This is a genomic window from Thermoanaerobacter brockii subsp. finnii Ako-1 (genome assembly GCF_000175295.2).
Lineage (GTDB): Bacteria > Bacillota > Thermoanaerobacteria > Thermoanaerobacterales > Thermoanaerobacteraceae > Thermoanaerobacter > Thermoanaerobacter pseudethanolicus.
Genome location: NC_014964.1, coordinates 208780 through 234780 on the forward strand (window position 1 = coordinate 208780; position 26001 = coordinate 234780).

General features: G+C 34.4%; 20 protein-coding genes and 1 pseudogene. 15 read left to right on the forward strand and 6 right to left on the reverse strand.

The genetic code is table 11. The annotated features are described in order from the left end of the window. Positions 1-507 precede the first annotated feature (507 nt). The 7 genes from THEBR_RS00985 to THEBR_RS01010 all read left to right on the forward strand — a co-directional run bounded on the left by THEBR_RS00985 (position 508) and on the right by THEBR_RS01010 (position 7934). The gene (locus THEBR_RS00985) at positions 508-1962 is read left to right on the forward strand and encodes a TolB-like translocation protein (protein ID WP_004398974.1); all 1455 of its coding nucleotides are present in this window, start codon (positions 508-510) and stop codon (positions 1960-1962) included. A gap of 154 nt (positions 1963-2116) precedes the next feature. After that, a complete protein-coding gene (locus THEBR_RS00990; RefSeq protein WP_012268916.1) occupies positions 2117-3052 on the forward strand; it encodes an ABC transporter ATP-binding protein in 936 nt (311 codons plus the stop codon). Between the two features lie 10 nt (positions 3053-3062). Continuing rightward, positions 3063-4178: an ABC transporter permease gene (locus tag THEBR_RS00995; RefSeq protein ID WP_012268917.1), complete on the forward strand. Its 1116-nt coding sequence runs from the start codon at positions 3063-3065 to the stop codon at positions 4176-4178. Further along, on the forward strand, positions 4179-5318 hold the full coding sequence (locus THEBR_RS01000) for an ABC transporter permease (RefSeq protein WP_004398968.1): 1140 nt from the start codon (positions 4179-4181) through the stop codon (positions 5316-5318). Positions 5319-5388: 70 nt separating this feature from the next. Continuing rightward, positions 5389-6192, forward strand: a complete 804-nt coding sequence (locus THEBR_RS01005; protein ID WP_012268918.1) for an REP-associated tyrosine transposase — start codon at positions 5389-5391, stop codon at positions 6190-6192. A gap of 50 nt (positions 6193-6242) precedes the next feature. Then, positions 6243-6374: a hypothetical protein gene (locus THEBR_RS12575; RefSeq protein WP_019908103.1), complete on the forward strand. Its 132-nt coding sequence runs from the start codon at positions 6243-6245 to the stop codon at positions 6372-6374. A gap of 288 nt (positions 6375-6662) precedes the next feature. Further along, positions 6663-7934, forward strand: coding sequence for an MFS transporter (locus THEBR_RS01010; protein WP_004398963.1), 1272 nt, complete (start codon positions 6663-6665; stop codon positions 7932-7934). Here the strand turns inward: THEBR_RS01010 and THEBR_RS01015 are convergent, their stop codons facing one another. From THEBR_RS01015 to THEBR_RS01035, 5 genes and pseudogenes are all read right to left on the reverse strand, one after another. Continuing rightward, the gene (locus tag THEBR_RS01015) at positions 7935-8900 is read right to left on the reverse strand and encodes an ABC transporter ATP-binding protein (RefSeq protein ID WP_003869652.1); all 966 of its coding nucleotides are present in this window, start codon (positions 8898-8900) and stop codon (positions 7935-7937) included. Beyond that, on the reverse strand, positions 8897-9880 hold the full coding sequence (locus tag THEBR_RS01020; protein ID WP_012268919.1) for an ABC transporter ATP-binding protein: 984 nt from the start codon (positions 9878-9880) through the stop codon (positions 8897-8899). Before THEBR_RS01020 ends, THEBR_RS01015 begins: the two co-directional genes overlap by 4 nt. 11 nt (positions 9881-9891) lie before the next feature. Beyond that, positions 9892-10820: pseudogene (opp4C, locus tag THEBR_RS01025) on the reverse strand (oligopeptide ABC transporter permease). 13 nt (positions 10821-10833) lie between these two features. Continuing rightward, complete coding sequence (locus tag THEBR_RS01030) at positions 10834-11799, reverse strand: ABC transporter permease (protein WP_004398960.1); 966 nt, start codon at positions 11797-11799, stop codon at positions 10834-10836. Positions 11800-11860: 61 nt separating this feature from the next. Continuing rightward, complete coding sequence (locus tag THEBR_RS01035) at positions 11861-13603, reverse strand: ABC transporter substrate-binding protein (RefSeq protein WP_003869656.1); 1743 nt, start codon at positions 13601-13603, stop codon at positions 11861-11863. 518 nt (positions 13604-14121) lie between these two features. Here THEBR_RS01035 and THEBR_RS01040 point away from each other — a divergent pair. The 3 genes from THEBR_RS01040 to THEBR_RS01050 all read left to right on the forward strand — a co-directional run bounded on the left by THEBR_RS01040 (position 14122) and on the right by THEBR_RS01050 (position 17540). Further along, positions 14122-14796: a beta/alpha barrel domain-containing protein gene (locus tag THEBR_RS01040; RefSeq protein ID WP_003869657.1), complete on the forward strand. Its 675-nt coding sequence runs from the start codon at positions 14122-14124 to the stop codon at positions 14794-14796. A 50-nt stretch (positions 14797-14846) separates the two neighbouring features. Further along, on the forward strand, positions 14847-15980 hold the full coding sequence (locus tag THEBR_RS01045) for an aldo/keto reductase (protein WP_012268920.1): 1134 nt from the start codon (positions 14847-14849) through the stop codon (positions 15978-15980). A gap of 276 nt (positions 15981-16256) precedes the next feature. Beyond that, positions 16257-17540, forward strand: a complete 1284-nt coding sequence (locus tag THEBR_RS01050; RefSeq protein WP_012268921.1) for a C40 family peptidase — start codon at positions 16257-16259, stop codon at positions 17538-17540. 24 nt (positions 17541-17564) lie between these two features. On the opposite strand, the gene adhE is transcribed toward THEBR_RS01050, so the two are convergent. Beyond that, positions 17565-20183, reverse strand: a complete 2619-nt coding sequence (adhE, locus tag THEBR_RS01055; RefSeq protein ID WP_012268922.1) for a bifunctional acetaldehyde-CoA/alcohol dehydrogenase — start codon at positions 20181-20183, stop codon at positions 17565-17567. Positions 20184-20489: 306 nt separating this feature from the next. Between adhE and THEBR_RS01060 the strand changes: the two genes are divergently transcribed. The 5 genes from THEBR_RS01060 (at position 20490) to THEBR_RS01075 (ending at position 25962) form a co-directional block, all read left to right on the forward strand. Beyond that, positions 20490-20960 carry a methylated-DNA--[protein]-cysteine S-methyltransferase gene (locus THEBR_RS01060; RefSeq protein WP_003868677.1) on the forward strand — a complete coding sequence of 157 codons (471 nt, stop codon included), beginning with the start codon at positions 20490-20492 and terminating at the stop codon, positions 20958-20960. Between the two features lie 34 nt (positions 20961-20994). Continuing rightward, positions 20995-21147 carry a hypothetical protein gene (locus THEBR_RS12205; RefSeq protein WP_012268614.1) on the forward strand — a complete coding sequence of 51 codons (153 nt, stop codon included), beginning with the start codon at positions 20995-20997 and terminating at the stop codon, positions 21145-21147. Between the two features lie 155 nt (positions 21148-21302). Then, the gene (locus tag THEBR_RS01065; protein ID WP_009052150.1) at positions 21303-21746 is read left to right on the forward strand and encodes a MarR family winged helix-turn-helix transcriptional regulator; all 444 of its coding nucleotides are present in this window, start codon (positions 21303-21305) and stop codon (positions 21744-21746) included. Between the two features lie 110 nt (positions 21747-21856). Continuing rightward, positions 21857-24082 (forward strand): ABC transporter ATP-binding protein, encoded by a 2226-nt coding sequence (locus THEBR_RS01070; RefSeq protein WP_012268923.1) that lies wholly within the window; start codon positions 21857-21859, stop codon positions 24080-24082. Further along, positions 24079-25962, forward strand: coding sequence for an ABC transporter ATP-binding protein (locus THEBR_RS01075; protein WP_012268924.1), 1884 nt, complete (start codon positions 24079-24081; stop codon positions 25960-25962). The genes THEBR_RS01070 and THEBR_RS01075 overlap by 4 nt, the downstream gene beginning before the upstream one ends. The last annotated feature ends 39 nt before the right edge of the window (positions 25963-26001 follow it).

Sequence of the window (26001 nt, forward strand, 5' to 3'; positions counted from 1 at the left end):
GATGGTCGGCCAAAGATTGGTATTCGATCAAAAGGTCGGATGCTAGTCGGCGGGCAGATTATAATATGTCCATGTAGAGCCTTAATTTTAAGGCTAAAAAGGATGTATTATAGTCGAGCTAAGACTATTATAGGTGCCGCAGGTCGAAGTACGTCATGTACTTAGACTGGAGGTCTTATGCAAAGTGCATAAGGTTTCTAAGGTATCTATAATAGTCGAGCATAGGTCAGTATGGGTTTTGCAATACCTTGCCTTTTAAGTGAGGTATGAAGAGATTTGTACTGGCTGAAGCGAAGACCATTACGAGCCTTACTTTTTTATTGGCATAACACAGACAAAGGGGACGGTTCCTTTTGTCTGAAAATCAAAATAAACGGACAAGAGGAACCGTCCCCTTTGTCTGCTTTGTCTGAATTTTTAAAAATAGATGATGTGGAAATTTTTGTTTTATTATGATATAATCGTTTTAAAAAGGAGGGAAAAATTATAAGATTAGAGGGATAGTAAATGAGAAAATTATTTTTATTTCTTACGGTGATGTTCTTTTTAACTTCCTGTGATGTAGTAAAGCTTAAAGAATCATCCACAACTAGGAAAGAACCACCTATAAGGCTGGTATTTTCACTTCCTAATTCAAGCGAAGATTTTGATAATACCCTTTATACCGTCCTTTTGTATGATGGCAATTCTAACAAAATAGCAAGTGAATTTTTAAAAAATAAACGCATTGGATATTATAAATTATTACCAAGACAAGACAAAAATGTTGTGGGAATCCATTACGATGCTGCTTCATTTGAATACTATGTGATAAACATTGATGGCAGCGCTCCAGAAAGACTTACTCTTCCTGTAAGAGATGGAATATATCCAGTGTGGAGTGATGATGGGGAGTATATCTATGGTATTTCACCGGATTCTTTAAATGCTAAAAGTGGGTATATATTTTCTTATGATGTAAATAAAGGAACATTTGAGAAGTATCCTTTAGAAAGTGAAATAAATTCTTGTGGCAAAATCAAACCATATTTTGACAATAAAGGGGTGCTGTTTATTTGTGATAACAAAATAAACTATCTAAATTTTGAAAACAAGGTCGTAAAGCCGGTTTACAGTTTTAACGGAAGTGTAACGTATGGGAGTTTAGATAAAAGTAGAACTATATTTGTGCTAAACGATGAGAAAAACTGCTTAGATGTTTTGGATGGAAATAACTTCAAAATAATAAAAACGTACAAAAACATTTTAAAATACAAATTTTATTCGCTTGACAGTATGGCATTTCCGGATGGTGAACATGTTATATTCAAGATTTATAAATATGACGATAAAGGTAATTTTATAGGCGCACCTATAGTAAGTGTTGATTTAAATGGAAATGTGAGGGAATTAAAGGAAAGCGATAATTTGGAATGGAATTCAGTGAAATTTATTTCTGAAAGGAAGCTGGCTGGCGTTAGTCGAGCTGAGAAAGTACTCTTTTATGATTTAAATAGCTTTCAAGATATGCCCTATATGGAGATGGTGCTTTGTCGTAATAACGAAATTGGTTATTTGAAAAAACTCAAAATTGCTCTGCCAAATGGGTGGAAGGAGAAATTTACAGGCGGAAATGAAGTTTATATCTTAAATTCAAAGGATGAAATTAACGGTGGTATATATGTTATAAGTTATTACAAAGACCAATATTTTGGAGGTTTTCTTCCAAATCACAGCGAACTTTTAAAAGAAGAAGATATAAAAACTCCTATCGGAGAAGGAAAAATTGCCGTTTTGAGGAGAAGCCCTCCTGCTGCTTCCAATGATCCTGCAACATATATTGAGATTTTTGGAATTATTCCAATTGCAGACAATGATTTAGCTTACTGCATATGGCTTGGACCATTAAAGGATGATGTAAAAACTATAAATGAGGCTGTAAGAATAATGGAATACATGATGAAAAATTTAAATACAATGTGACTTTAGTCATGAGGAAATGGTGACTTTGTATACTACAAAACTTTCACCATTTCCTTTATTATATTCCTAGAAAACCAAATCAATTTCAGACAAAGCAGACAAAGGGGACGGTTCCTTTCGTCTGAAAATTTATTTTGAAAGGAGAGGGTGTTGCATGAAGATAGTTAAAATGAAGGAGGTAATAAAAAGGTTTGGTGATGTTATAGCTTTAGACAATGTAAATTTAGAAATAGAAGAAGGAGAAATTTACGGTCTATTAGGTCCTAATGGGGCAGGGAAGACGACAGCTATAAGCATAATCTGCGGACTGATAAGTTTTGACAGGGGTGAAGTCTATGTTTTTGACAAAGACATACGTAAAGATGCTGAATTTATAAAGAAAAATATAGGTATTGTTCCTCAGGATGTTGCTATTTATGGAGATTTAACGGCCTATGAAAATGTAAAGTTTTTTGCAAGTCTTTATGGACTTAGGGGAAAAGAGCTAAAAGAAAGTGTAGAGATGGCATTAGAGTTTGTAGGTCTTTCAGATAAAGCGAAAGAAGTACCAAATAAATTTTCAGGTGGTATGAAAAGAAGGCTAAATATTGCCTGTGCCATTGCCCATAGACCTAAATTGATAATAATGGATGAACCTACAGTAGGTATAGACCCTCAATCGAGGAATCACATTTTGGAATCTGTTAAAAAGTTAAATGAAATGGGTAGTACAATTATTTACACAAGTCACTATATGGAGGAAGTAGAGGCTATCTGCACGCGGATTTCTATAATGGACCATGGCAAGGTTATAGCTGAAGGAACAAAGGAAGAACTCACTTCAATGGTTACAGATGTGAATACAGTTTATATTGAAATTGGCTCAATTGATGGAATAAAAGAGGAGGAATTGAAAGGAATAAAGGGTGTAAAAGCTGTTGAGATAAGAGATAGCACGATAAAGATAACAAGCTTAAAAGATGTGAGCAATTTTGATGATATAATCCACTATTTTATTTCAAAAAACATACCAATACGTAACCTAAGAAACGAAATTCCCGATTTGGAGACAGTTTTTCTTACCCTGACAGGAAGAAAATTGAGAGATTAGAGGTGAGAATATGAGAATCTTTACCATAATGCTCAAAGAAATAAAAGAAATCCTTTATGACAAGCAAGTAATGGCACTCATGATACTATTGCCAATAGTTCTTATTGGAATTTTAGGTTTTGCGTTTTCGTCAACATCAGATATAAAATTAAGGGATATAAAAGTTATATATACAGATGAAGGAGATACAATACTTTCACAGGGTTTTGATATTTTCATTAAAGAAACTGATAAAATGGGAGTAAAATTTGTAGAAATAAAAGATGTCAACAAAGGAATAAGTGATATAGAAAAACGCAAATACGATGGTTATGTTTTTTTAAAAGGTAAAGATATAACTTTTTATAAGAATGCACATGGAGATATAAAAACGGAGATTGCAGCAAGTATGATTGACTCTTTTGCTGATACTTTTAAAGGAATGACAGCTATAGCTTCACAAAATCCTGCCTTTCTTAAAAATAGCGGCGATATAAATTTAAATAGAGAATTTATAAAAATAACCTCTATTGACAGAAAAGTTAAACAAACATCATTCGATTATTATTCTGTTACAATGCTTACTTTAATAATTTTATACGGTGCTATGAGTGGTGTATTTTCAATAGATATGGAAAGGACAAAAAAGACAGGGCGCAGAATATTAGCTTCTCCTATTAAGAAATATGAAATATTTATGGGGAAGGTGTTAGGGGTAACTTTTTCTGTTTTTATACAGGCCTTGATTATTGTTCTTTTTAGCAAATACATCTTCGGAGCTAATTGGGGAAAGGATATTGTAACAGTTTTTGTGATTATAATTAGTGAGATAATTTTTGTGGTGGGCTTGGGAGTGAGTTTGGGGTTTATTATAAAAAATGGAGCAATGGCACAAGGTTTACTAAACGGTATAATTCCTTTTATAGCCTTCTTAGGTGGTTCTTATATTCCTGTAAAAGAAATGGGAAGTCAATTTATTGAGAAACTTTCAAATTTTTCTCCAATTACATGGACAAATACAGCCATATTTAATGTGATATTGGGAGGCAATTATCAATATGTACCTACAGCCCTCATGGTAAATTTAATTCCTGCAGCTTTTTTCATAGTGTTGTCAGCTTACTTATTCAGAAGGGAGGCTTTTTAAGTGAGAGAGCTATTTTTGGTTATGAAGAATACAGTAAAGTTGTTTTTTAGAAGGAAAGGGAATATTATTTTATTGATTTCTGGTATTATAATTCCACTTTTCTTTTTGCTTTTTACCTATGGTGGCAGCGGGCAACTTAGAATAGGTGTTGTAAATAGAGATAAAAGTCAGATTTCAACAGATTTAATTAATTCATTGGAAAAAACGGATAAATTCAAGGTTGTTTTTCTGAAAGAAAATGAGATAAATGATAAAGTATCGAAAGGAGAAGTTGACAGCGCTATAGTGATTCCTCAAAGATTTGAAGAAGAAATTTTGAAGGGAAATCCAAAGGATGTAGAGATTGTATCAATAAAAGGGGAAGAAACCACCTTATTTTTGAAAAGTTATCTTGACCGCAAGATAAATGTTCTTTACAATTTAAGCAAGGCATCTGAAGGAAATAAAGAAAATTTTTATAAGATGTACGACCTTTATAAGAACAGTCCTTTTAGCTTGAAAACATATATTGTTGAAGATATAGGGAAGACGGCAGTGGCAACAACAAGAAGTTTAGGATTTTTTATAATGTTTTTGATGTTTAGCACTTTTAATATTTCTAATTTTATACTTGTGGAGAAAAGAGATAAAACTTTTTACAGAATTTTTGCTTCTCCTTTAAAGCCAAGAACTTATTTAGTGAGCAATTTTTTTGTAAATTTAATTTTGACAGTTTTTCAGATAGCTTTTATACTTGCGTTGATTACCTTTATATTAAACTTAGGCTTCACAAAAGCGACATTTGATGTTTTTTTAGTACTGGTTTCTTTTGGAATAACATCTATTGGTTTAAGTTCAATGATAGTTGCTTTTTCACCCTCTACAAGTTATTCTAATACCTTGTCTACTTTAATTATTACACCTACTTGTATGTTAGGGGGAGCTTTCTGGCCATTATATTTAATGCCTGAAGCACTTCAAAAGCTTTCTGATTTTATACCACAGAAATGGGCAATAGACGCTATAGAAAAAATTCAAATGGGTGGTAGTTTAAGCGATGTTTATATGAATATAATCATACTGTTGGCTTTTGCGTTAACCTTTATCCTGTTAGGAATATATAAAATTAAAACTTCTGAAAAAATGGGAGATTTTATCTAATTTATATGTTATAATCAGGCAAGAGGGATGGGTCCTTTTGTCTGAATTATTGTTTTTGGAGTGGATGTAAATGCCTAGAAAGTCAAGAGTTAAAAGCAAGAGCGGGTATTATCATGTGATGTTGCGGGGAAATGAAAAGAAAAATATATTCAGAAGTGATGAGGATAAAAAGCGCTTTATAGAAATATTGGCAGAGAAAAAGCTAGGCGGGAAGTTTTATTTAACTGCTTTTTGTCTTATGAGCAACCACGTTCATTTGATGATCAAGGAAGGCAATGAGGATTTGTCAAGTTCTATCAAGAGGATTGCAGGAATTTATGCTTCTTATTTTAATAAAAAATACGATAGGACAGGTCATTTATTTCAGGATAGGTTTAGAAGTGAGCCAGTTGAAGATGAGAGTTACGTTATAGCATTAGTAAGATACATTCATCAGAATCCGGTAAAAGCGGGGCTAGTGAAAAAAGTTTCTGATTATAAGTGGAGCAGTTATAGCTGTTATCTTAGCGATAATGATGAAATGTGTCAAATTGTAGATACAGACTTGATTTTAGGTATTTTCTCTGATGATAAAAAGAAAGCTATAGAACAGTTTAAGAAATATATGGAGCAGACAGAAGGCACTGAAGTTTTTATCGACATTGAAGAAGAAAAAATGAGTACGGAAGAAGCCAAAGAGTTATTTAAAGAAATGGCGATGGAATTTGGGATTAAAGATATAGAAAATCTGGAAATTAAAAAACGTAAAGAATGGCATGACTTAATAAAAAAATACAGAGAAAAAACCGGACTTTCAATTAAAGATATTGCTTCTATTGCTGGGGTGACTAGGTATAGTATACATAAGATTTTGAAAGAAAAAGGCAAAGCCTGACTATATAGGCTGATTAAATTTAAAAGATCAGACAAGAGGAACCGTCCCCTTTGTCTGCTTTGTCTGCAGACTTAATTTTGGGGATTTTCTCAAAAGACAAGGAAAAGGCACTCAAATTGCTCTTTACTTTTCCTGCAATAGAGAATTTGACTGATTGCAATTTGCAGTTATTAGGAGTATAATGAAAATGAAAGAAAAAGTAAAAAGGTGATATTTTATGGAAGACAAAAGTGTTGAAGTAAAAAAGTGCTTTACATAAAATGAGTGTTGATGAAGTAATTCGCAATTTAAAAGTTGAAGTTAACAACGGTGATGGTAGTAATTGGTTTGTCTGTTTTGCTTTCCTTTGGAATCAATGACTTTGTGAAATACCTTTTTTAAGAAGACATGGATAACTTTTGAGTATTTCTAAAGCCGCCTTTTAAAGCGGCTTTTTTGGAGGATATATACGGGAGGAAAGGAGAACATATATGTCGTTCATCGCCCAGGTTAAATTTTTGCCCAAAGAAGTAAAACGTTTTATAGCAACTGAAGCCTTATTGGGTATAGGAATGGGGATTTTTGGTTTAGTATTAAATTTGCATTTGCTTGCTTTAAACGTTTCTCCTGAACAAATAGGAGCTCTTAATTCTGTAGGAACTTTAGTGATGGGGGCAGCTGCTATTCCAGCAGGTTTTTTTGCTAATTATATTGGGAGAAAACGAATTTTTATATCAGGAATAACTCTTACAGGGATAGGATATGGGCTTTTTGGATTAGGGGAATCTATAGGAGTTTTTTATTTGGCACAGATTATACAATTTATAGGAATTTCCTTTTTGATTACAACAGAAATACAGCTTTTATTTTCATATGCTGAGACAAATGAATTGGAAACTGTAAGTTATAGCCTTTTATTTGCTGTTTTTACTCTATTTAGTGGAGTAGGTACGCTTTTGGGAGGCTTTATACCCAATTGGTTTCCATATGGTAATACAAAATATCAAAGTTCTGTGTATATATCAGCCGTGTTAATTTTAGTGGCGGCTTTATTAAGAGGGATTTTGTTGCCATGCGTAAACAATAGTTTTGATAAAGGTAAGAGTAAGTTGTTATTGTCAAATATTAGAATTTACCAAGTTTTTGATAAAAAAATTCTTTTAATTATTTTTTATCTTTTTTTGGCGGGTATGGCTTTTTCTACGATAATTCCTTTCCAAAACGTGATTGTGAAATTTCGGATGGGTTGGAGCGATGAATATGTCTCCTATTTGCTTACAATAAATGGGCTAATTTTGTTTTTTGCTTCTATGATAATGCCATGGATAATAAATAAATTTGGAACCATTAAAGCTTATTACTATGTATATGGGATGAATTTATTGTTTGCACTTATATTAGCCTTTAATAATATTTCTGTAATGATGTTTTCAACAATATTTTTACTAAGAAGTGGTAGTTTTACGCTTTTGAATAATATGATAGAAAGTCAAACAATGTCTGTTGTAGAGGAAGAAAAAAGGGATTTTTTTGCTGGAGTAAAATCACTTTTAAGGAGTATAGGATCAGCAATAGCCAGCTATTTAGCTGGCTATATCCTAGAAAATCAAAATTATACTTATCCCTTTCTAATTACGTTTGTAATACTATTAGTAAGTCTTTTGTATTTTGCTATATTTATTAAACCGATTTTTATTGAGAAGCTAAACAATAGTAACTTTTCTTTTGAAGAAGAAATTCAAAAAGATGTGGAAGGCATCTAGCTATACCAAATGGCAAGCTACGAAATGCCCTCCTCCTACATCTTTGTATTCTGGTACTTGTTCTCTACAAATGTCTTTAGCAAGTGGGCATCTTGTGTGGAATTTGCATCCTTTTGGTGGATTCGCAGGGCTTGGGATATCTCCTTCTAAGATTATTCTTTCTCTTTTTAAGTCTGGGTCTGGAATTGGAACGGCAGACAAAAGGGCTTGTGTATAGGGGTGAAGTGGATGTGCAAAAAGTTCGTCTCGTGCTGCCATTTCAACTATAGACCCAAGATACATTACTGCAACTCTTGTGCTTATATGCTCTACTACACTCAAATCGTGAGAAATAAACAAATAAGTTAACCCTTTTTGCTCTTGCAAATCCATAAGCAGGTTGATTATTTGGGCTTGTATTGATACGTCAAGAGAAGATACAGGTTCGTCTAACACAATAAATTCAGGATCTAAAATGAGTGCACGAGCTATTCCTATTCTCTGACGCTGACCACCAGAAAATTCGTGAGGATAGCGGTCTATATGGTACGGAGCTAATCCGCATATCTCCATTGTTTCTATGACTTTATCCCGCAATTCATTTTTAGAAATAAGGCCATGGTCTAAAAGAGCTTCTCCTATGGCATCTCCTACTCTAAGGCGTGGGTTTAAAGAGCTAAAGGGGTCTTGGAAAACCAATTGCATTTTAGGTCTTAGTTTTCTAAGCTCGCTTTTTTTGAGACTGTGAATAGGAATAGATTTGTAAAAAACTTCTCCGTCAGTTTTATCATACAACCTTATTATAGTACGCCCGACTGTGCTTTTACCACAACCAGATTCGCCAACAAGACTTAAAGTTTCACCTTTATTTATAGTGAATGTCACTCCATCTACTGCTTTTACATATCCTATCGTCCTTTGTAAAATACCGCCTCGTATTGGGAAGTATTTTTTAAGGTTTTTTACTTCTATTAAAGGTTCACTCATTTTTTCCACTCTCCTTCATAGAGCCAGCAGGCGACTTTGTGCCCATTTTCGTCAGCTGCAAGTTGAGGTATCTTTTGGCGGCAAATGTCCATTGCATATTCGCACCTATCGCTAAAATAACAATAGTCTCCCAAACCAATAGGGTTAGGCACTTGCCCTGGGATTGTGTATAGTCTTTCTTGCCTTTGACCAATTATTGGTTTTGCCTTTAAAAGACCTCTTGTATATGGGTGTTTAGGGTTTTTGAAAAGTTCTCTTACAGGAGCTTCTTCAATAACTTTTCCAGCATACATAACTACTACGTAGTCAGCTATTTCAGCAACAATTCCAAGGTCATGGGTTATAAGCATTAAAGCCATATTTCTTTCCTGCTTTATTTTTCTCAAAAGGTCAAGGATTTGGGCTTGAATTGTTACATCAAGAGCAGTGGTTGGTTCATCAGCTATTAAAAGTTTTGGATCGCAACTTAGAGCTATTGCAATCATTATACGCTGTCTCATACCACCGCTTAGTTCATGAGGATAACTTGTCATTATCTGTTCAGCTCTTGGTATGCCAACTTGTTTAATAAGTTCAATAGCCTTATTCCAAGCCTCTTTTTTAGTCATGAGTTTATGCACAATTAAAGGCTCCATTATTTGTTCTCCAATTGTTAAAACAGGGTTTAAAGAAGTCATTGGCTCCTGGAATATCATGCCTATTTCATTACCGCGTATTCTTCTCATTTCTGCCTCACTTAATTTAAGAATATCTCGCCCATCAAAGATTATTTCGCCACCTTCAATTTTCCCAGGAGGAGACTGAATTAATCTCATTAGGGATAAAGCAGTTACACTTTTGCCGCAGCCAGATTCACCGACAATGCACACCGTTTCCCCTTCTCGTATAGAGAAACTTACATCATTTACTGCTTTTACAACACCTTCTTCAGTGTAGAAAAAAGTTTTGAGATTGCGAAATTCTACTAGATTTTTTGCCATTTTGATTCCTCCTAAATTTTTTGTCTAGGATCGAAAGCGTCTCTTAAAGCATCACCAATGAAGTTGATAGCTACGACAGTTAGCATTATAGCAACACCTGGCGGAATCCAAAGCCATGGACGCTTTGCAAAATCGATCATATTATTTGCAGCAGACAGCATATATCCCCAAGAAGGTGTTGGAGGGATGACACCTAGTCCTAAGAAACTTAAAGCAGATTCTGATAATATGCGCCAGCTACTCCCAATGTTGCAGAAACTATAACAGTAGGTAATACATTGGGGAAAAGGTGTTTTATTATTTTTTTACTATCTCTTAAACCTAAAACTTCTGTTGCCAGCATAAATTCTTGTTCTTTTAAACTTAGTATCTGACTTCGTACAAGCCTTGCAAGGCCTACCCATGATATAAATCCTAAGATAAACATGACGTAATATATTCTTTGAGATGGTGGAATCTTTAAGTCAGACATTATTGCACCTAACATGACTAGGATAGGAAGACCTGGCATGGCATATATAATATCTGCTAATCTCATTATTATGACATCTAACCAGCCTCCGTAATATCCTGCGATAGAGCCTAACATTCCACCGATTAAAACGATTATCAAAGTAGCTGCAATCCCTATTGTAAGGGAAATTCTACCTGCAAGCATAAGCCTTAAAAGCACATCTCTTCCTAGATTATCTGTACCAAGCCAATGTTCTGTACTTGGTGGTTGATTCCCTTTTGATACATCTATTTTTGCATCCAGATAAGGCGAAAAATAAGGCCCTACAAAAGAGAAAAGGAACATAAAAGTCAAAATTACCAGTCCCAATATGGCGTATTTATTTTTTAAAAATCTATGGAAAGCGTCTCTCCAAATCGAAGGTGCTTTTTTCAGATTATTTTTCTTTTTATAATCAAGAGGTTGATTTACATTGACTTGATCCAAAGCTTTATCCCCCCTATTTAAGTCTTACACGTGGATCAGCAACGCCATACAAAACGTCAGCTAAAATATTTGCTAAAATTGTAAGAACGGTTATGAGCATTGTGTATCCCAAAAACAATGGATAATCCCTTATATAAATTCCTTCTAGAACGACTTTACCAATGCCGGGCCAGTTGAATATCCTCTCAGTTATCATTGCACCTGCAAATAAGCTAGGTAATTCTAAAGTAAACAAAGTGATCAAAGGTAGAAGAGCATTTCTTAAAGCATGTTTAAAAATAACAGTTCTTTCCTTTAAGCCTTTAGCTCTGGCAGTCCTTATATAATCTTGCTTTATGACTTCTAGCATATTTGCCCTAAAATAGCGGCTTAAGCCCCCTACACTTATTAAAGTTAGAGTAGCAACAGGAAGCACCATGTGCTTTGCAACATCAACTATATGGGCCCAACCAGTATAATTGGATCCTGTTGTTATCATTCCACCTAAGGGGAACCATTTGAGGTCTACTGCAAAAACTTTAAGCATAACAAGACCTAAGAAGAAAGAGGGTAAAGAGTAAAGGATAAATACAAGCAAGGTAGCTATAGTGTCAAATACAGAATACTGCCGTATAGCAGAATAGATACCTATTATAGAGGCAATTAACCATTCAAAGAACATTATAGCTACTCCCAATATAAAGGAATTCCATATAAAATCATTTATTACCTGTATAACAGGTTTTTTAAACATTAAAGAGTCGCCCAAATCACCTTTTAAGACACCGCTTGCCCAAGAAATATACCTTTCGGGTAGTGGTTTGTCCAATCCATAAAGGGCCCTTAATTGTGCAGCCCTTTCCTCAGTCATCTTAGGATTTTGAAGTTGAGAGGTGACGTAGTCACCAGGTGCCATTGCAAAAATTAAAAATATTATTATAGAAGCTCCAATTAATGTAGGAATACTCTGTAGTAGTCTGCGTATAATAAACTGTGTCATTCTATCCCTCCTAATAGATGAAAAGCCCGGCCCTTAACAGCCCGGGCTTTTTAAATTTAAATTAGTACTGAAGAATTTCTGCTTGATACAGTGAATAAGTAAAATCTCTGAAAGATGAGATCTGGAATCCTACTACTCTGCTGTTCTTTGCATTGAGGTCATTTCTCTGATACAGGAAGATGTATGGCAAGTCATCGTTTAATACTTTGTAAAGTTCATGGTAAATTTCCTTGCGTTTATTAATATCTGTTTCTTCACGGCCCTTTAGTATGAGTTCATCAACTTTTGGATTTGCATACCCTATTTTATTCTGAGACCCTTTTGAGAAGAATATAGTATAAGGATCTGGTTCAGGAGTTAAGCCCCAAGCCATGAAGTACATTTCAAAATCGCCTTTATTGACCTTGTCAATTATGGCGTTGAATTCAAGAGGTTCTGCCACAAATTCTATACCCAATTCTTTATAATTTTCTACTGCCATTGGCACTAAAGCATCATTTACTGGATTAGGTGATGAAGCTAAGAAGTGTATTGTAAATTTCTGACCATCTTTATAACGATAACCATCTGGTCCTAATTTCCAACCAGCTTCATCTAAAAGCTGCTTTGCTTTTTCTGGGTTATAGTCATAATGTATTATGTCTTTTTCATCAGGATATGCCCATGATACTTTAGACTGTGGCACATCTCTTACTTCTGCTAAGCCCTGATATACAGCATCAACTATAGCTTTGCGGTTAAGACCATAAGCTAATGCTTTACGCACTCTTACATCCTGGAATTTTGGCAATTTGTGATTGAAAGCTATATAACCATAACCATTAGTTGGAAGTAAGCTATAATCAACAAATCCAAGGCTTTCTAGCAACTCTACGTTATCTTTCTTTGCTGTGATGTTTGAGGTCTCATAGTCTGTTTCACCGGTTTGTAACATTTGAACAGCTGTTTCCTCTGTTGTAGTTTTGTAAATTAAGTGTTTAATTTTTGGAGCACCTTTCCAGTAATTCTCATTTGCTACTAAGCGAACTTCTTGACCAGGAACAAATTTTTCAAATACATAGGGACCTGAGCCGAGTGGCTGCTGTTCTAAAGCCTTTACTCCGTCTAATTTGCCTTTAGCAAAGTCTTTTCCATAATAATGTTGTGGGATAACTGGGATATTAAGGTCTGACAAAGATGTTCCGAGAACTTTTTCTAATTGAATCTGTATTGTATGGTCATCTATTACTTTTATTCCTTCAATTTTGTCTGCATTTCCTTCATTATATTCTTTAAACCCTTTGATTCCTGCTGCAGATAAAGCAATTGGCCCATCATAAGTAGGATCAGCTAGTACATAATAAGAAAATTCTACGTCCTTAGCTGTCAAAGGTGTTCCATCACTAAATTTTACGTCATCTCGTAAATGGAAGGTGATAGTATTGTTATCTTTGTCTATATCCCAACTCTTTGCAAGAGATGGAATGTATGTTCCATCGAAGTCTACCTCTAGTAAACTATCAAAAATAGCGCTGTTTACATAATTGTCATATGATGTTTCAGAATAGAGAGGATTGAAAACTCCTTTTGGCTCATGAAGACCTATTATAAGTGTGTCGGTACGAGCCTTTGATGCTTCTGGTATTTTTGAAGTGTCTTTTGCTTTAGTCCAGTTGTCGCTATCTTGAACTGAAGCTGTAGGTGTTGTTTTTTGTTCTTGAGATTGTTGTGGCGTTTGAGTTTCTGTCTTACCACAGGAGGTCAAAAAAACAGATAGGATAAAAATTAGGGTCACAACTAGAGGAAGCCACTTTTTTCTTAGCATTTTTTAAATCCCCGTTACATTTTATTTTAAATTATATTTATTTTGTACACAATTACTATTATAGCATATTTAATACATATTGACAACATACCCATTAAAAGTGTAAATCTTTTGCAGGCTTTTTTTAATTTTGTATATATATTTTTAAAATCTATTAGAATGTGAAGATAAAAATTATTAACTTTTAAATCCCTATTTAAATTTTATGCAAACAAAGATGATTTTTGTACATATTTTGTGAAATTTTTTCACAAAAATTTAATAAGCCTTCAAAAAAAGTGGCAAAAACACAATACAATTTAAAATTTAATATTATTTTTAAACTAAAATTGTTTTCAAACACTAAAAAGTAAAGAAATAATAAGATAATTTTAATAGTGTCTTCTTGCTTTGTATGGACTTTATACGGTAAGAAATGGATCTTTGAAAAATATGGAATTAATTCTTAAAAGGCATTGATTTATAAACAATTATTGATATAATATTTTTATAAAATAAGAGCAAAAGATGGTGATAAAATGTCTGATAATTTTGTTCCCGAGATAACTTCACCTTTAAGGCAAAAGATGGTTTTAGTTCCTGAAGTTATTCATCAAAAAGCTTCGGGAATAAAGGTCTATGGTAAATTAATAAAATCCCTTGTTTTTACAACAGATATTGCTTTGATTAGAAATACTAATGCTCATGCTGTTTTAGCAGTATATCCGTTTACTCCTCAGCCAGTTATTACTCACGCTCTTATGATGGCAGCGGATATACCGGTATTTTGCGGGGTGGGTGGAGGACTTACACAAGGAAAGAGAGTTGTTAACTTGGCTCTTGACGCGGAATTTTCTGGAGCAATGGGAGTTGTTGTAAATGCTCCTACTGCCAATGATATAATCAAAAAAATTAGAGCGACAATAGATATACCTATTGTTGTAACTATAGTGTCGGAGAAAGAGGACATAAAAGGGAGAGTAGAAGCTGGCGCTACAATACTTAACATATCTGGTGCACAAAAGACACCTGATTTAGTAAAACGTGTAAAAGATATTTGTCCCGACATACCCATTATTGCAACAGGAGGTCCTACTGAGGAAACCATTTTAAAGACGATAGAAGCAGGCGCTAATGCTATATCCTATACTCCTCCTACAAATGCAGAGATTTTCTCAGAGATAATGGACAAATACAGAAAAGAAAGGGAATAAATATATGATATAATATAAATTAAAATATTTTACAAAGGGGAGAGGATGATATGCAATACAGACAATTTGGCAAACTAAATATAGCAATATCTGCATTAGGATTTGGTTTAATGAGACTTCCTGCAATTGATAATGATAACAGCAAAATAGATGAAGCGGAAGCGATAAGGATGATAAGATACGCCATTGACAATGGCGTGAATTATATTGATACAGCATGGCCGTATCATGGAGGTAACAGCGAAATAGTTGCAGGTAAAGCTTTAAAAGATGGTTACCGAGAAAAAACTTTTCTTGCTACGAAACTTCCCACCTGGCTAATTAACGAGAAAGAAGATATGGACAAATATTTAAATGAACAGCTCAAGAAACTTCAGACAGACCACATAGATTTTTATCTTTTGCATGCTTTAGATAAAAATAAATGGGAGAACATGAAAAAAGTTGATGCTTTAAGCTGGGCTGAAAAGAAGAAGCAAGAAGGGAAGATAAGATACATAGGGTTTTCCTTCCATGATGAGTATCCTGTATTCCAAGAGATTGTAGATTATTATGACAAATGGGATTTCTGTCAAATACAGTACAACTATATGGACATAGATGTGCAGGCTGGAGAGAAGGGATTAAAATATGCTGCTTCAAAAGGCTTAGGTGTTGTAATAATGGAGCCTATAAGAGGAGGAAGGCTTGCCAACCCTCCAAAAGCAGTGCAAGACATTTGGGATACTGCAAAGGTTAAGCGTACCCCTGCAGAGTGGGCACTTCAATGGTTATGGAATCAGCCGGAGGTTTCGGTTGTGTTAAGTGGCATGAGCACGTTTGAGCAACTAAAAGAAAATATTGAAAGCGCAAAAAGGTCAGGAATAAATACCTTAACAAAAGAAGAACTTGAGATTGTGAGTAAAGTTAGAAACAAATACAAAGAGCTTTCACCAATTGCCTGTACAGGGTGTAACTACTGCATGCCTTGTCCAAATGGTGTAAATATACCAAGGAACTTTGAACTTTACAACGAAGCTCATATGTATAACACCTATGAAGCTAACCGCAGGGATTACGAAAACTTGGGAGATGCAAAAGCGAGTTCCTGCATTGAATGTGGTACCTGTGAGAGCGTATGTCCACAACATCTTACAATAATTGATTATCTTAAAGAGGTTGCAGATTATTTTGAAAGAGCATAACGAAAAAGGAGAAGGAGTTTTACATTTCGTTCCTTCTCCTTTTTATGTAATACCATGATGAAAAGCAGTTAAAAATATTGTTATCCCAAGAAGAAGACATATCAGACTTAGTATTAAAATGATGACTAAATAAAATTTTTTTCCATTTAGTATACCGCCCCTTTTAAAAACATATCTCTATAGTATAGACGAAAAACTTCGCTTTTAGTTTCATTTTTTTAAAATTTTTTCTATAAATTTTTGCCTGCTTTTATTGTTTATGAGGGGAGAGTTTGTATGTTTGAGGTTTTTGAAGATATGTTAAGTCCAGAATATTGGATTAGGAAAATAGACAATACCGACAAAGTTATTATGACACAACAAGAGATTGAAAACTTTAACAGAAAGATAATAAATAAGGTAGTTACAGTATATGACCTTGAGACATACAAAAAAAGTTTAAAAAAAGATGAGCTTATTAAGTTAATTAAAAGTTATGAGATGCCTAAAAAGCCTATGTACGATAAGTATGGCAACCTCATAGAAGAAGACTTTTATGACGATGTAATAAAAAATACGAATTTGGAGGGAATTAAGGATGTAAATCCAGTAAGGTATGGTATAGCGATTAGAAATACTTCTATAAGAAGTTTTCCTACGAAAGAAGCTGTTTTTGACAAACAAGGAGATATAGAATTTGATAGGTTTCAAGAGACGGGATGTCAAGCTTTAGAGCCTGTAGTTATTTTACACGAGAGTAAAGACAGAAAATGGTTATTTATACAGATGTATAATTACAGAGGATGGATTAAAGCAGAAGATATTGCAATTGCGAAAGACAAAAAAGAGTTATTTGACTATATAAATTCACTAAGTTTTTTAGTAGTCACAGGAAACTATATAAAGACTCAAAGCAATCCCTTTGATAAAAATGTTTCTAAATTGGAATTTACAATGGGGACGAAAATATATCTAGAAGAAGGAAATGTTTTACATCAAGTTGGCAATCAATCAGTTATTGGACATTATCTTATAAAACTGCCTATTAGAAATGAAGAAAGGAATCTTGAGTTTAGATATGCTCTAATTTCAAAGAAAGAAGATGTAAATGTTGGATATCTTCCCTATACAAGAGAAAACATTTTGAAGCAGGCTTTCAAACTTATAGGTGATAGATACGGTTGGGGGGATAGTTTAGGAGGTAGAGATTGTTCTAGTTATATAATGTATATTTTTAAGACTTTTGGTATAAGGCTTCCTAGAAATGCAGATGAGCAAGAGGTTAGTGAGGGGAAATCTTATAAATTTACTGAGGAAATGCCAATTGAAGAAAGAATAAAAGTATTTGACAGTGTAAAGCCAGGAGCATTAGTCTATATGCCAGGGCATGCCATGATTTACATTGGGAAAGAAAAAGGTGTTCCTTATATGATACATGATTTTCATGGGTATGGAGAGAAAAAAGAAGATAAATATGAGTTTGTTCCTGTAAATGAAGTTATGGTAACCTCAAGCCTTTTGCTGACAGCTTCGGGAGTGTCTTTTATAGAAAAATTTACGTCTGTTTTGGAAATTGAATAAGGGTAAAACCTTTCGGTTTTACCCTTATTCTCCATAGGCTTTTCTGTAAATTTCTGCAATTTCGGATACCAATGGCATTCTTGGATTTGAGCCAGTGCACTGGTCATTAAAGGCTATATCCGACATTTCCATTATTTGTTTTTCGAATTCTTCTTTATTTATGCCTGCTTCTTTAAGTGTCAAAGGAAGATTAAGTTCTTTCATGAGATTTTTTATCGCTTCAATGAGGCTTTGTACTCCTTCTTCAACGGTTGATGCAGGAAGTCCTAACATTTTTGCAATTTCTGCATATTTTTCGGCTGCTTTTGGATATTCATATTGCGGGAATGCTGCAAATTTCTTGGGGAGTTCTGCATTGTATTCTATGACATAGGGCAGAAGTATTGCATTTGCTCTTCCGTGTGGAAGATGGAATTTAGCACCAAGTATATGAGCCATACTATGGTTTATTCCTAAAAATGCATTTGTGAAGGCCATTCCAGCTATGCATGAAGCATTGTGCATCTTTTCGCGGGCGACTTTATCTTGCCCGTTTTTGTATGCTTTAGGTAGATATTCAAATATCAATTTTATAGCTTTTTCTGCGAGAGCGTCTGTATAGTCTGATGCCATTACAGATACATAGGCTTCAATAGCATGGGTTAAAGCGTCCATACCAGTGTCTGCTGTGACAGAGGGTGGTATTGTCATTGTGAGGTCAGGGTCTATTATAGCGATATCTGGTGTTAATTCGTAATCTGTGAGAGGGTACTTTATATTTTTCTTTTTGTCTGTTATAACTGCAAAGGCAGTAACTTCAGAACCTGTACCGCTGGTGGTTGGTATTGCGATAAATAAAGCTTTTTTCCCCAGTTCAGGAAATCTATAAGTTCTTTTTCTTATGTCCATAAATTTTAACCTTAAGTCTTCGAATTTTGTATCAGGGTATTCGTAGAAAAGCCACATTCCCTTCGCTGCATCTATTGCAGAACCACCACCTACAGCTATTAGTAAGTCAGGCTCAAACCCTCTCATTATTTTTACCCCTTTTTCTACAGTGTCAACTGAAGGATCTGGTTCAACTTCAGAGAATATTTCATATTTAATATTTGCCTTATCTAATTGATACGTTACTTTATCTACAAAACCTAATTTAACCATCACAGGGTCTGTTACAATAAAGGCTTTTTTGCCTTTTACTTGTGACAGATATTGTAATGACCCTCTTTCAAAATAAATTTGTGGTGGAACTCTGAACCATTTCATTCTCTCTTTTCTTATAAAAACTCGTTTTATGTTTATAAGGTTATAAACACTTACATTATCTGTTGTTGAATTTCTACCCATTGTACCGCAACCCAAAGTCAAAGATGGGATAGCCGTGTTATAAATATCTCCAATAGCTCCTTGAGAAGCAGGGGCGTTTACAAGAATTCTTCCTGCTCGTACTCTTTTTGCAAATTCATTAATAATTTGTTGGTTTTCAGAATGTATTACTGCAGAGTGACCAAGTCCGCCGAATTCTGTCATATCTTCACATCTTTTTATGCCTTCGTTGTAATCTTTGACTGTGTATAAAGCAAGTATTGGACTTAGCTTTTCTCTGGAGAGAGGATATTCTGGTCCTACAGCAGGATATTCAGCTACAAGTATTTTTGTGTTTTCAGGTACTTTAAATCCAGCCATTTCAGCAATTTTTGTTGCCGGTTGACCTACAACTGCTGGATTCATTAAACCGGTGTTTTTGTCTATAGCGAATTCTTCTAGCATTTTAGTCTCTTCTTTATTGAGAAAATAGCAACCATATTCTTTCATTAATTTTTTCACTTCATCTGCTATTTCTTCGTCTATTATCACAGCTTGTTCTGATGCGCATACTGTGCCATTGTCAAAAGTTTTGCTAAGTATTAGGTCTGAGACTGCTCTTTTAATATTTGCAGTTTTTTCAATGTAGCAGGGGACATTGCCAGGACCTACGCCAAGGGCGGGTTTTCCTGAGCTGTAAGCAGCTTTTACCATTCCGGCGCCGCCTGTTGCTAGGATAAGAGATATATCGGGATGTGTCATGAGAAGTTGTGTTGCTTCAATTGAGGGTGTCTCAATCCATCCTATACATCCTTCTGGTGCACCAGCCTTTAATGCTGCCTCGTACATCGTCTTTGCTGCTTCTATACTACATTTTAATGCTTTTGGGTGGAAGCTGAAAATTATTGGATTTCTTGTTTTGATAGCAATGAGGCATTTGAACATTGTTGTAGAAGTCGGGTTTGTGACAGGTGTTACGCCGGCTATAACTCCTACAGGTTCTGCCACTTCCATATAATTTTCTTCTAAGTTTTCTTTGAGGATGCCGACAGTTTTTTTGTCTTTTATATAATTGTACACATATTCTACTGCAAAAAGGTTTTTGGTTATTTTGTCTTCATAAACCCCCATTTTCGTCTCTTCATGAGCTAATTTTGCCAGTTCTACATGCTTTTCTATGCCTGCTAGTGCCATGGCTTTGACTATTTCATTAATTTGCTCTTGGGTGTATGACATGAATTTTTCTTGTGCTCTTTTCGCTCTTTCTACTAATAGGTCTATCTGCTTTTTAACATCTGTTGTTTCTTTTACTTCTGTTTTTTCTTTTGTTTCCTTTTTTTCTTGTAATAAGGTAGGCATAAGAACACCTCCATGTGTTAATAATTTAACAAAATATTTTATTTAAATAAAGAGATTGTCAGATGATTCTAAAAAATTTCAGGGTATATTACACAAATTTTAGGCATCAACGATATTTTGTGCAATATTTCAATTGTTATTCATTTAACAATCTCTTTACACTTTGATAGTACAACAACGATTGAATCTTGTCAATAGAGTTAAAATAGCCTGAAACGATTACTCAAAAAATTTTACAATATTTTTTCTTTTCATATTGTGTTATAATTAATTTACCAGTTTTTATAGATTCAAGGAGATGAGACTGTGCTATATAAAAAATTTATCTCTCCTGTTGGTGTTCTCACTATTTTTTCATCAGGAAAAGGTATATGCCGCATTGACTTTGAAAATGAGAAATCTTCATTAGAAGGTTTTAAAGAAGGCAGCGATTTTTATATTGAAGAGTGTATTAGGCAGCTTGACCTATATTTTCAAAAGAAATTAAAAAATTTTGACGTGCGGTTGGATTTGCAAGGTACAGAGTTTCAGAAGGCCGTGTGGAAGGAGATTTTAAAAATTCCTTATGGTGAAGTTAAGACATATGGAGAGATTGCGAGATTAATTGGAAAGCCAAAGGCGGCAAGAGCAGTAGGGCAGGCTCTTAATAAGAATCCTATTCCCATTATTATCCCTTGCCACAGAGTCATTGGAAGCAGTGAAGATTTGACAGGCTTTGGCGGGGGAATTGAAATAAAAAAATTTTTATTAAGACATGAAGGAGTAGAGGTTCATTAAAAATTTATGTTTCATGGAAAGTAAGGTGATGAGGATGGATTATTTAAAAATTTTAAAGGAGTTTTTTAAAAATAAGGACAATATAGTTATGGCTTTTTTATTTGGTTCTGTTGCTGTATTTAATATATATAGACTTAGACAAGAAAGAAGGGAGATTAATTTATATAAAATAGTAGCTGTATCCTAAAACCGCCGTAAAAATTTGAGCGGTTTTTTTATTTTATTTTTTTGAAAAGCTTTAAGAAATCTTGACATGATATTATGAGAAGAGTAAAATATATTTTGCGTCCAAAATATTTGCATACAAAATATTTTAATACGAAATAATTTGCGGTGGTGAAGATGGAAGAGATAAACAATGGATTAAAGATACTTAAGCTTTTAAAACAAATAATGGATATTATAAAGCATTCTATGAAATATGAGTGTAAAGATTTTGATATTACGGGTCCTCAAGGAATGCTTATGGGCATTTTAGCTCATTACGGTGAAATGAAGGTGAGTGACCTAAGTCAAAAATTAGGGCTTTCCAATAGTACAGTTTCTGGCATTATTGACAGATTAGAAAAGCAAGGCTTGGTAGAGAGGACGAGAAGCACTGAAGATAGAAGAGTTGTTTATGTCAGTGTGACTCCTAAGTTTAAAGATACTTTTCAAAAACATTTCAAAGAAGCTGAAGAGAAGTTTGAAAAATTAATAAGTAGAGCAAGCCCACAAGACCTTAATAAAATAATTGAAGGATTAGAAGCACTGAAAAAAATATTGGAAAAACAACATGATTTATAGTGAGGAAGTATAACAAAATTAAGTAAATAAGTTGAGGAAGTAGAAATTTAAAAAGAAGTAGTTCTCACAAAAGAAATCGAGGCAAATTTTTAGGAGGAGAAGGTGTTGGTATGGTAAAACTGGCGAAATATTTAAAACCCTATATTCTGTTGATTTTTTTAGCAGTGTTCTTTATATTTGTTCAAGCAATGAGTGATTTGTCATTGCCTGACTATATGTCCAAGATAGTTAACAATGGAATACAGCAAGGTGGCATAGTAAATGCAGTTCCTGAGGCTATAAGGAAAAGCGAAATGGATAAACTTTTGCTATTTGTTACACCTGAAGAAAAGGAAGAGATTTTAAAAGATTATACATTAGTAGACAAATCCAGTCCTGATTATGATAAATATGTAAAAAAATATCCTATTCTTTCAAAAGAGCCTGTATATGTCCTTAAAAGCGTAGATAAATCAGAAATTGACAAAATAAATTTACCTATGGGGAAAGCCTTTTTAGCTGTTACAGGTGTGGAAAAAGCTAAAGCCAGTGCAAAAAACGGAAGTATAGAATTTAATGGAAAGAAAATACCGGCAAATGTAGACCTCTTTGCTATGATGTCTCAACTGCCAGAAGAGCAACTTATTCAAATAAGAGATGAAATGAACAAAAAGTTTGCTTCTTTAGGTGACAATATGGTTATACAAGCTGCAACAATGGCTGTAAAAGAAGAATACAAGGCAATTGGCATAAATACAGACAAAATTCAAACTGATTACATTCTTCATACTGGCCTTATAATGCTATTGATAACTGGACTGAGTGCATTAAGCACTATTATGGTAGCATTTTTTGCATCAAAAGTGGCAGCTGGAGTAGCGAGAGATTTGAGAAGAGATTTATTTGCAAGAGTAGAGAGCTTCTCTAATGCTGAATTTGACAAATTTTCTACGGCTTCTTTGATAACAAGAACTACAAATGATATTACACAAATACAAATGCTTCTTGTAATTATGATAAGAATGGTGTTTTATGCGCCTATAATGGGTATAGGTGGTGTATTTAGAGCACTTAGCAAAAGTGTTTCAATGTCTTGGATTATAGCTTTAGCAGTAATAGTACTTTTAGGTATAATATCAGCATTGTACTCCATTGCGATGCCCAAGTTTATGCTAATGCAAAAATTGATTGATAGATTAAACTTAGTTACTCGTGAAAATTTGTCAGGAATAATGGTGGTAAGAGCTTTTAATAATCAAAAATTTGAAGAAGAGCGCTTTGACAAAGCTAATCAAGATATTACAAAAGTAGGGCTTTTTGTAAATCGTGCTATGGCATTTATATTTCCATCTATGATGCTTGTGATGAATGGAATTACTCTTTTGATAGTATGGGTAGGAGCTCACCAAATCCAAAATTCCAGCATGCAAGTTGGAGACATGATGGCATTTATGCAATACGCTATACAGATTATCTTTGCATTTTTGATGTTCTCAATGCTGTTTATAATGATACCAAGAGCATCAGTATCGGCAGAGCGTATTGCTGAGGTTTTGGCTACAGAGCCTTCTATAAAAGACCCAGAAAATCCAAAACAATTTAATGAAAATATGGCTGGAACTGTAGAATTTAGGAATGTATCTTTTAAATATCCAGGTGCTGAAGAGTACGCTTTAAAGGACATAAACTTCAAGGTTTTGCCAGGGCAGACAGTAGGCATAATAGGAAGAACAGGTTCTGGAAAGAGTACCTTAGTGAATTTGATCTTGAGATTTTACGATGTGACAGAAGGACAGGTTTTGGTTGATGGTGTAGATGTAAGAGAGGTAAGGCAGGAAGATTTACGCAGCAGAATAGGATATGTACCCCAAAAAAGTTGGCTTTTCAGTGGTACAATTAAATCAAATTTGAAATACGGAAATGACCAGGCTACGGACGAGGAAGTAAAAGAAGCAGCAGAAATTGCACAAGCAATGGAATTTATAAATGAAAAGACCAAGAAATTTGATTCAGAGATTGCACAAGGAGGAACAAACGTTTCAGGAGGGCAAAAGCAGAGGCTTTCCATTGCTCGTGCTCTTGTTAAAAAGCCTGAAATATACATTTTTGATGAAAGTTTTTCAGCTCTTGACTTCAAAACAGAGTCAGCTTTAAGGAAAGCCTTAAGAGAAAGGCTAAAATCAAGCACTGTTATAATGGTGTCGCAAAGGGTGTCAACTCTTTTACATGCAGATCAAATAATAGTACTTGAAGAAGGGAAAATTGTGGGCATAGGGAAACACAAAGAATTACTTAAAAACTGTCAAACTTACAGAGAAATAGCTTTATCACAGCTATCGGAGGAGGAATTGGCATGAGTGAAAATAGAAGAATAGACCCCAAACAGATGCCCAGACTTCGCGGGCCAGGAATGGGAGGCGGCCCCCATGGCATGGTTCGCGGTGGAGAAAAAGCGCGAGATTTTAAGGGTACAATGAAAAAATTGATAAAATATTTATCTGTTTATAAAGCTTCTATTATAAGTGTATTTGTATTAGCAGCACTTAGTGCTTCCTTCTCCATTGCGGGTCCTAAAATACTCAGTAAAGCGATAACGAAAATTTTTGAAGGCGTAATGGATAAGATAACTGGAAAAGGCAGTGGAATAGATTTTGAATATGTAGAGAAGATAATTCTAATTCTCATAGGCTTATATGGTTTAAGTGCTTTATTTGGATACCTGCAAGGATGGATAATGTCAGGTGTTTCAATGAAAGTTACCTATAGGTTTAGAAAAGAAATCTCACAAAAAATCAATCGCTTGCCTTTGAAGTATTTTGAAAGCACGAATCAAGGGGAAATATTGTCTCGTATTACAAATGACGTGGATACAATTACTCAGACTCTTAATCAAAGTTTAACTCAGATAATTACTTCTGTGACGACAGTAGTAGGCGTTTTGATTATGATGTTTACCATAAACTGGCTTATGACTTTAGTAGCACTTTTGATAATTCCTTTGTCTTCTTTGGTAATTGCCTTTATTGTCAAACATTCACAAAGGTATTTTAGAGAGCAGCAGGATTATTTAGGGCATGTAAATGGTCATGTAGAGGAAATGTATGGAGGCCATAATATAGTAAAGGCTTTTAATGGAGAGAAAAAAAGTATTGAAAAGTTTAATGTATTAAATAACTCTTTGTACGGAGCAGCTTGGAAGTCACAGTTTTTGACAGGTATTATGATGCCTCTTATGAATGTAACAGGAAACTTGGGTTATGTGGCGGTTACAGTTTTGGGTAGTTGGTTGGTAATAAAAAATGCAATAGAAGTAGGGGATATTCAGGCGTTTATACAGTATATCCGCTCTTTTACACAGCCTATTGCTCAGATCGCAAATATTTCCAATATACTACAACAAACTGCTGCTTGCGCAGAAAGAGTATTTGAATTTTTGGAGGAGGAAGAAGAAGTTCCAGATAATTCACAGCCTGTAAAAATTGAAGATATAAAAGGAAATGTGGAGTTTAGAAATGTTCGTTTTGGATATAGATCTGATAAAATGGTAATAAATAACTTTTCTGCTTCTATTAAGGCAGGACAAAAAGTTGCAATTGTTGGTCCTACTGGGGCAGGAAAGACTACTATAGTGAAACTTTTAATGCGCTTTTACGATGTGAATGAAGGAGCTATTTTAATTGACGGGCATGATATAAGAGATTTTACGAGGGAAGATTTGCGTTCACTTTTTGGCATGGTACTTCAAGATACATGGCTTTACAATGGTACTATTATGGACAATATAAGATATGGCCGTCTTGACGCTACTGAGGAGGAAGTTATAAAAGCTGCTAAGGCAGCTTATGTGGATCATTTTGTAAGGACATTGCCAGGGGGCTATAACATGGTATTAAATGAAGAGACCACAAATATTTCTCAAGGGCAAAAGCAGTTACTAACTATAGCAAGAGCTATTTTGAAAGATCCAAAAATTCTCATACTCGATGAGGCTACAAGCTCTGTAGATACCCTTACAGAAATACAAATACAAAAAGCGATGGATTACCTTATGAAAGGACGCACAAGCTTTATAATCGTTCATAGGCTTTCTACAATACGGGATGCTGACTTGATACTTGTCATGAACCATGGAGATATTGTAGAGCAGGGTACCCACGAAGAGCTTCTTAAAAAAGGCGGTTTTTATGCAAGCCTCTATAACAGCCAGTTTGAAAAAGAGGAAGAGATGGCAAGTTGATAGCATTTAATAATTATTATTGACATATGAAACAAAAAG

Coding starts and splice junctions, on each gene's coding strand:
- THEBR_RS00985 (WP_004398974.1), top strand. CDS start 508: ATGAGAAAATTATTTTTATTTCTTACGGTGATGTTCTTTTTAACTTCC.
- THEBR_RS00990 (WP_012268916.1), top strand. CDS start 2,117: ATGAAGATAGTTAAAATGAAGGAGGTAATAAAAAGGTTTGGTGATGTT.
- THEBR_RS00995 (WP_012268917.1), top strand. CDS start 3,063: ATGAGAATCTTTACCATAATGCTCAAAGAAATAAAAGAAATCCTTTAT.
- THEBR_RS01005 (WP_012268918.1), top strand. CDS start 5,389: ATGCCTAGAAAGTCAAGAGTTAAAAGCAAGAGCGGGTATTATCATGTG.
- THEBR_RS01010 (WP_004398963.1), top strand. CDS start 6,663: ATGTCGTTCATCGCCCAGGTTAAATTTTTGCCCAAAGAAGTAAAACGT.
- THEBR_RS01015 (WP_003869652.1), bottom strand. CDS start 8,900: ATGAGTGAACCTTTAATAGAAGTAAAAAACCTTAAAAAATACTTCCCA.
- THEBR_RS01020 (WP_012268919.1), bottom strand. CDS start 9,880: ATGGCAAAAAATCTAGTAGAATTTCGCAATCTCAAAACTTTTTTCTAC.
- THEBR_RS01030 (WP_004398960.1), bottom strand. CDS start 11,799: ATGACACAGTTTATTATACGCAGACTACTACAGAGTATTCCTACATTA.
- THEBR_RS01035 (WP_003869656.1), bottom strand. CDS start 13,603: ATGCTAAGAAAAAAGTGGCTTCCTCTAGTTGTGACCCTAATTTTTATC.
- THEBR_RS01040 (WP_003869657.1), top strand. CDS start 14,122: ATGTCTGATAATTTTGTTCCCGAGATAACTTCACCTTTAAGGCAAAAG.
- THEBR_RS01045 (WP_012268920.1), top strand. CDS start 14,847: ATGCAATACAGACAATTTGGCAAACTAAATATAGCAATATCTGCATTA.
- THEBR_RS01050 (WP_012268921.1), top strand. CDS start 16,257: ATGTTTGAGGTTTTTGAAGATATGTTAAGTCCAGAATATTGGATTAGG.
- adhE (WP_012268922.1), bottom strand. CDS start 20,183: ATGCCTACCTTATTACAAGAAAAAAAGGAAACAAAAGAAAAAACAGAA.
- THEBR_RS12205 (WP_012268614.1), top strand. CDS start 20,995: ATGGATTATTTAAAAATTTTAAAGGAGTTTTTTAAAAATAAGGACAAT.
- THEBR_RS01065 (WP_009052150.1), top strand. CDS start 21,303: ATGGAAGAGATAAACAATGGATTAAAGATACTTAAGCTTTTAAAACAA.
- THEBR_RS01070 (WP_012268923.1), top strand. CDS start 21,857: ATGGTAAAACTGGCGAAATATTTAAAACCCTATATTCTGTTGATTTTT.
- THEBR_RS01075 (WP_012268924.1), top strand. CDS start 24,079: ATGAGTGAAAATAGAAGAATAGACCCCAAACAGATGCCCAGACTTCGC.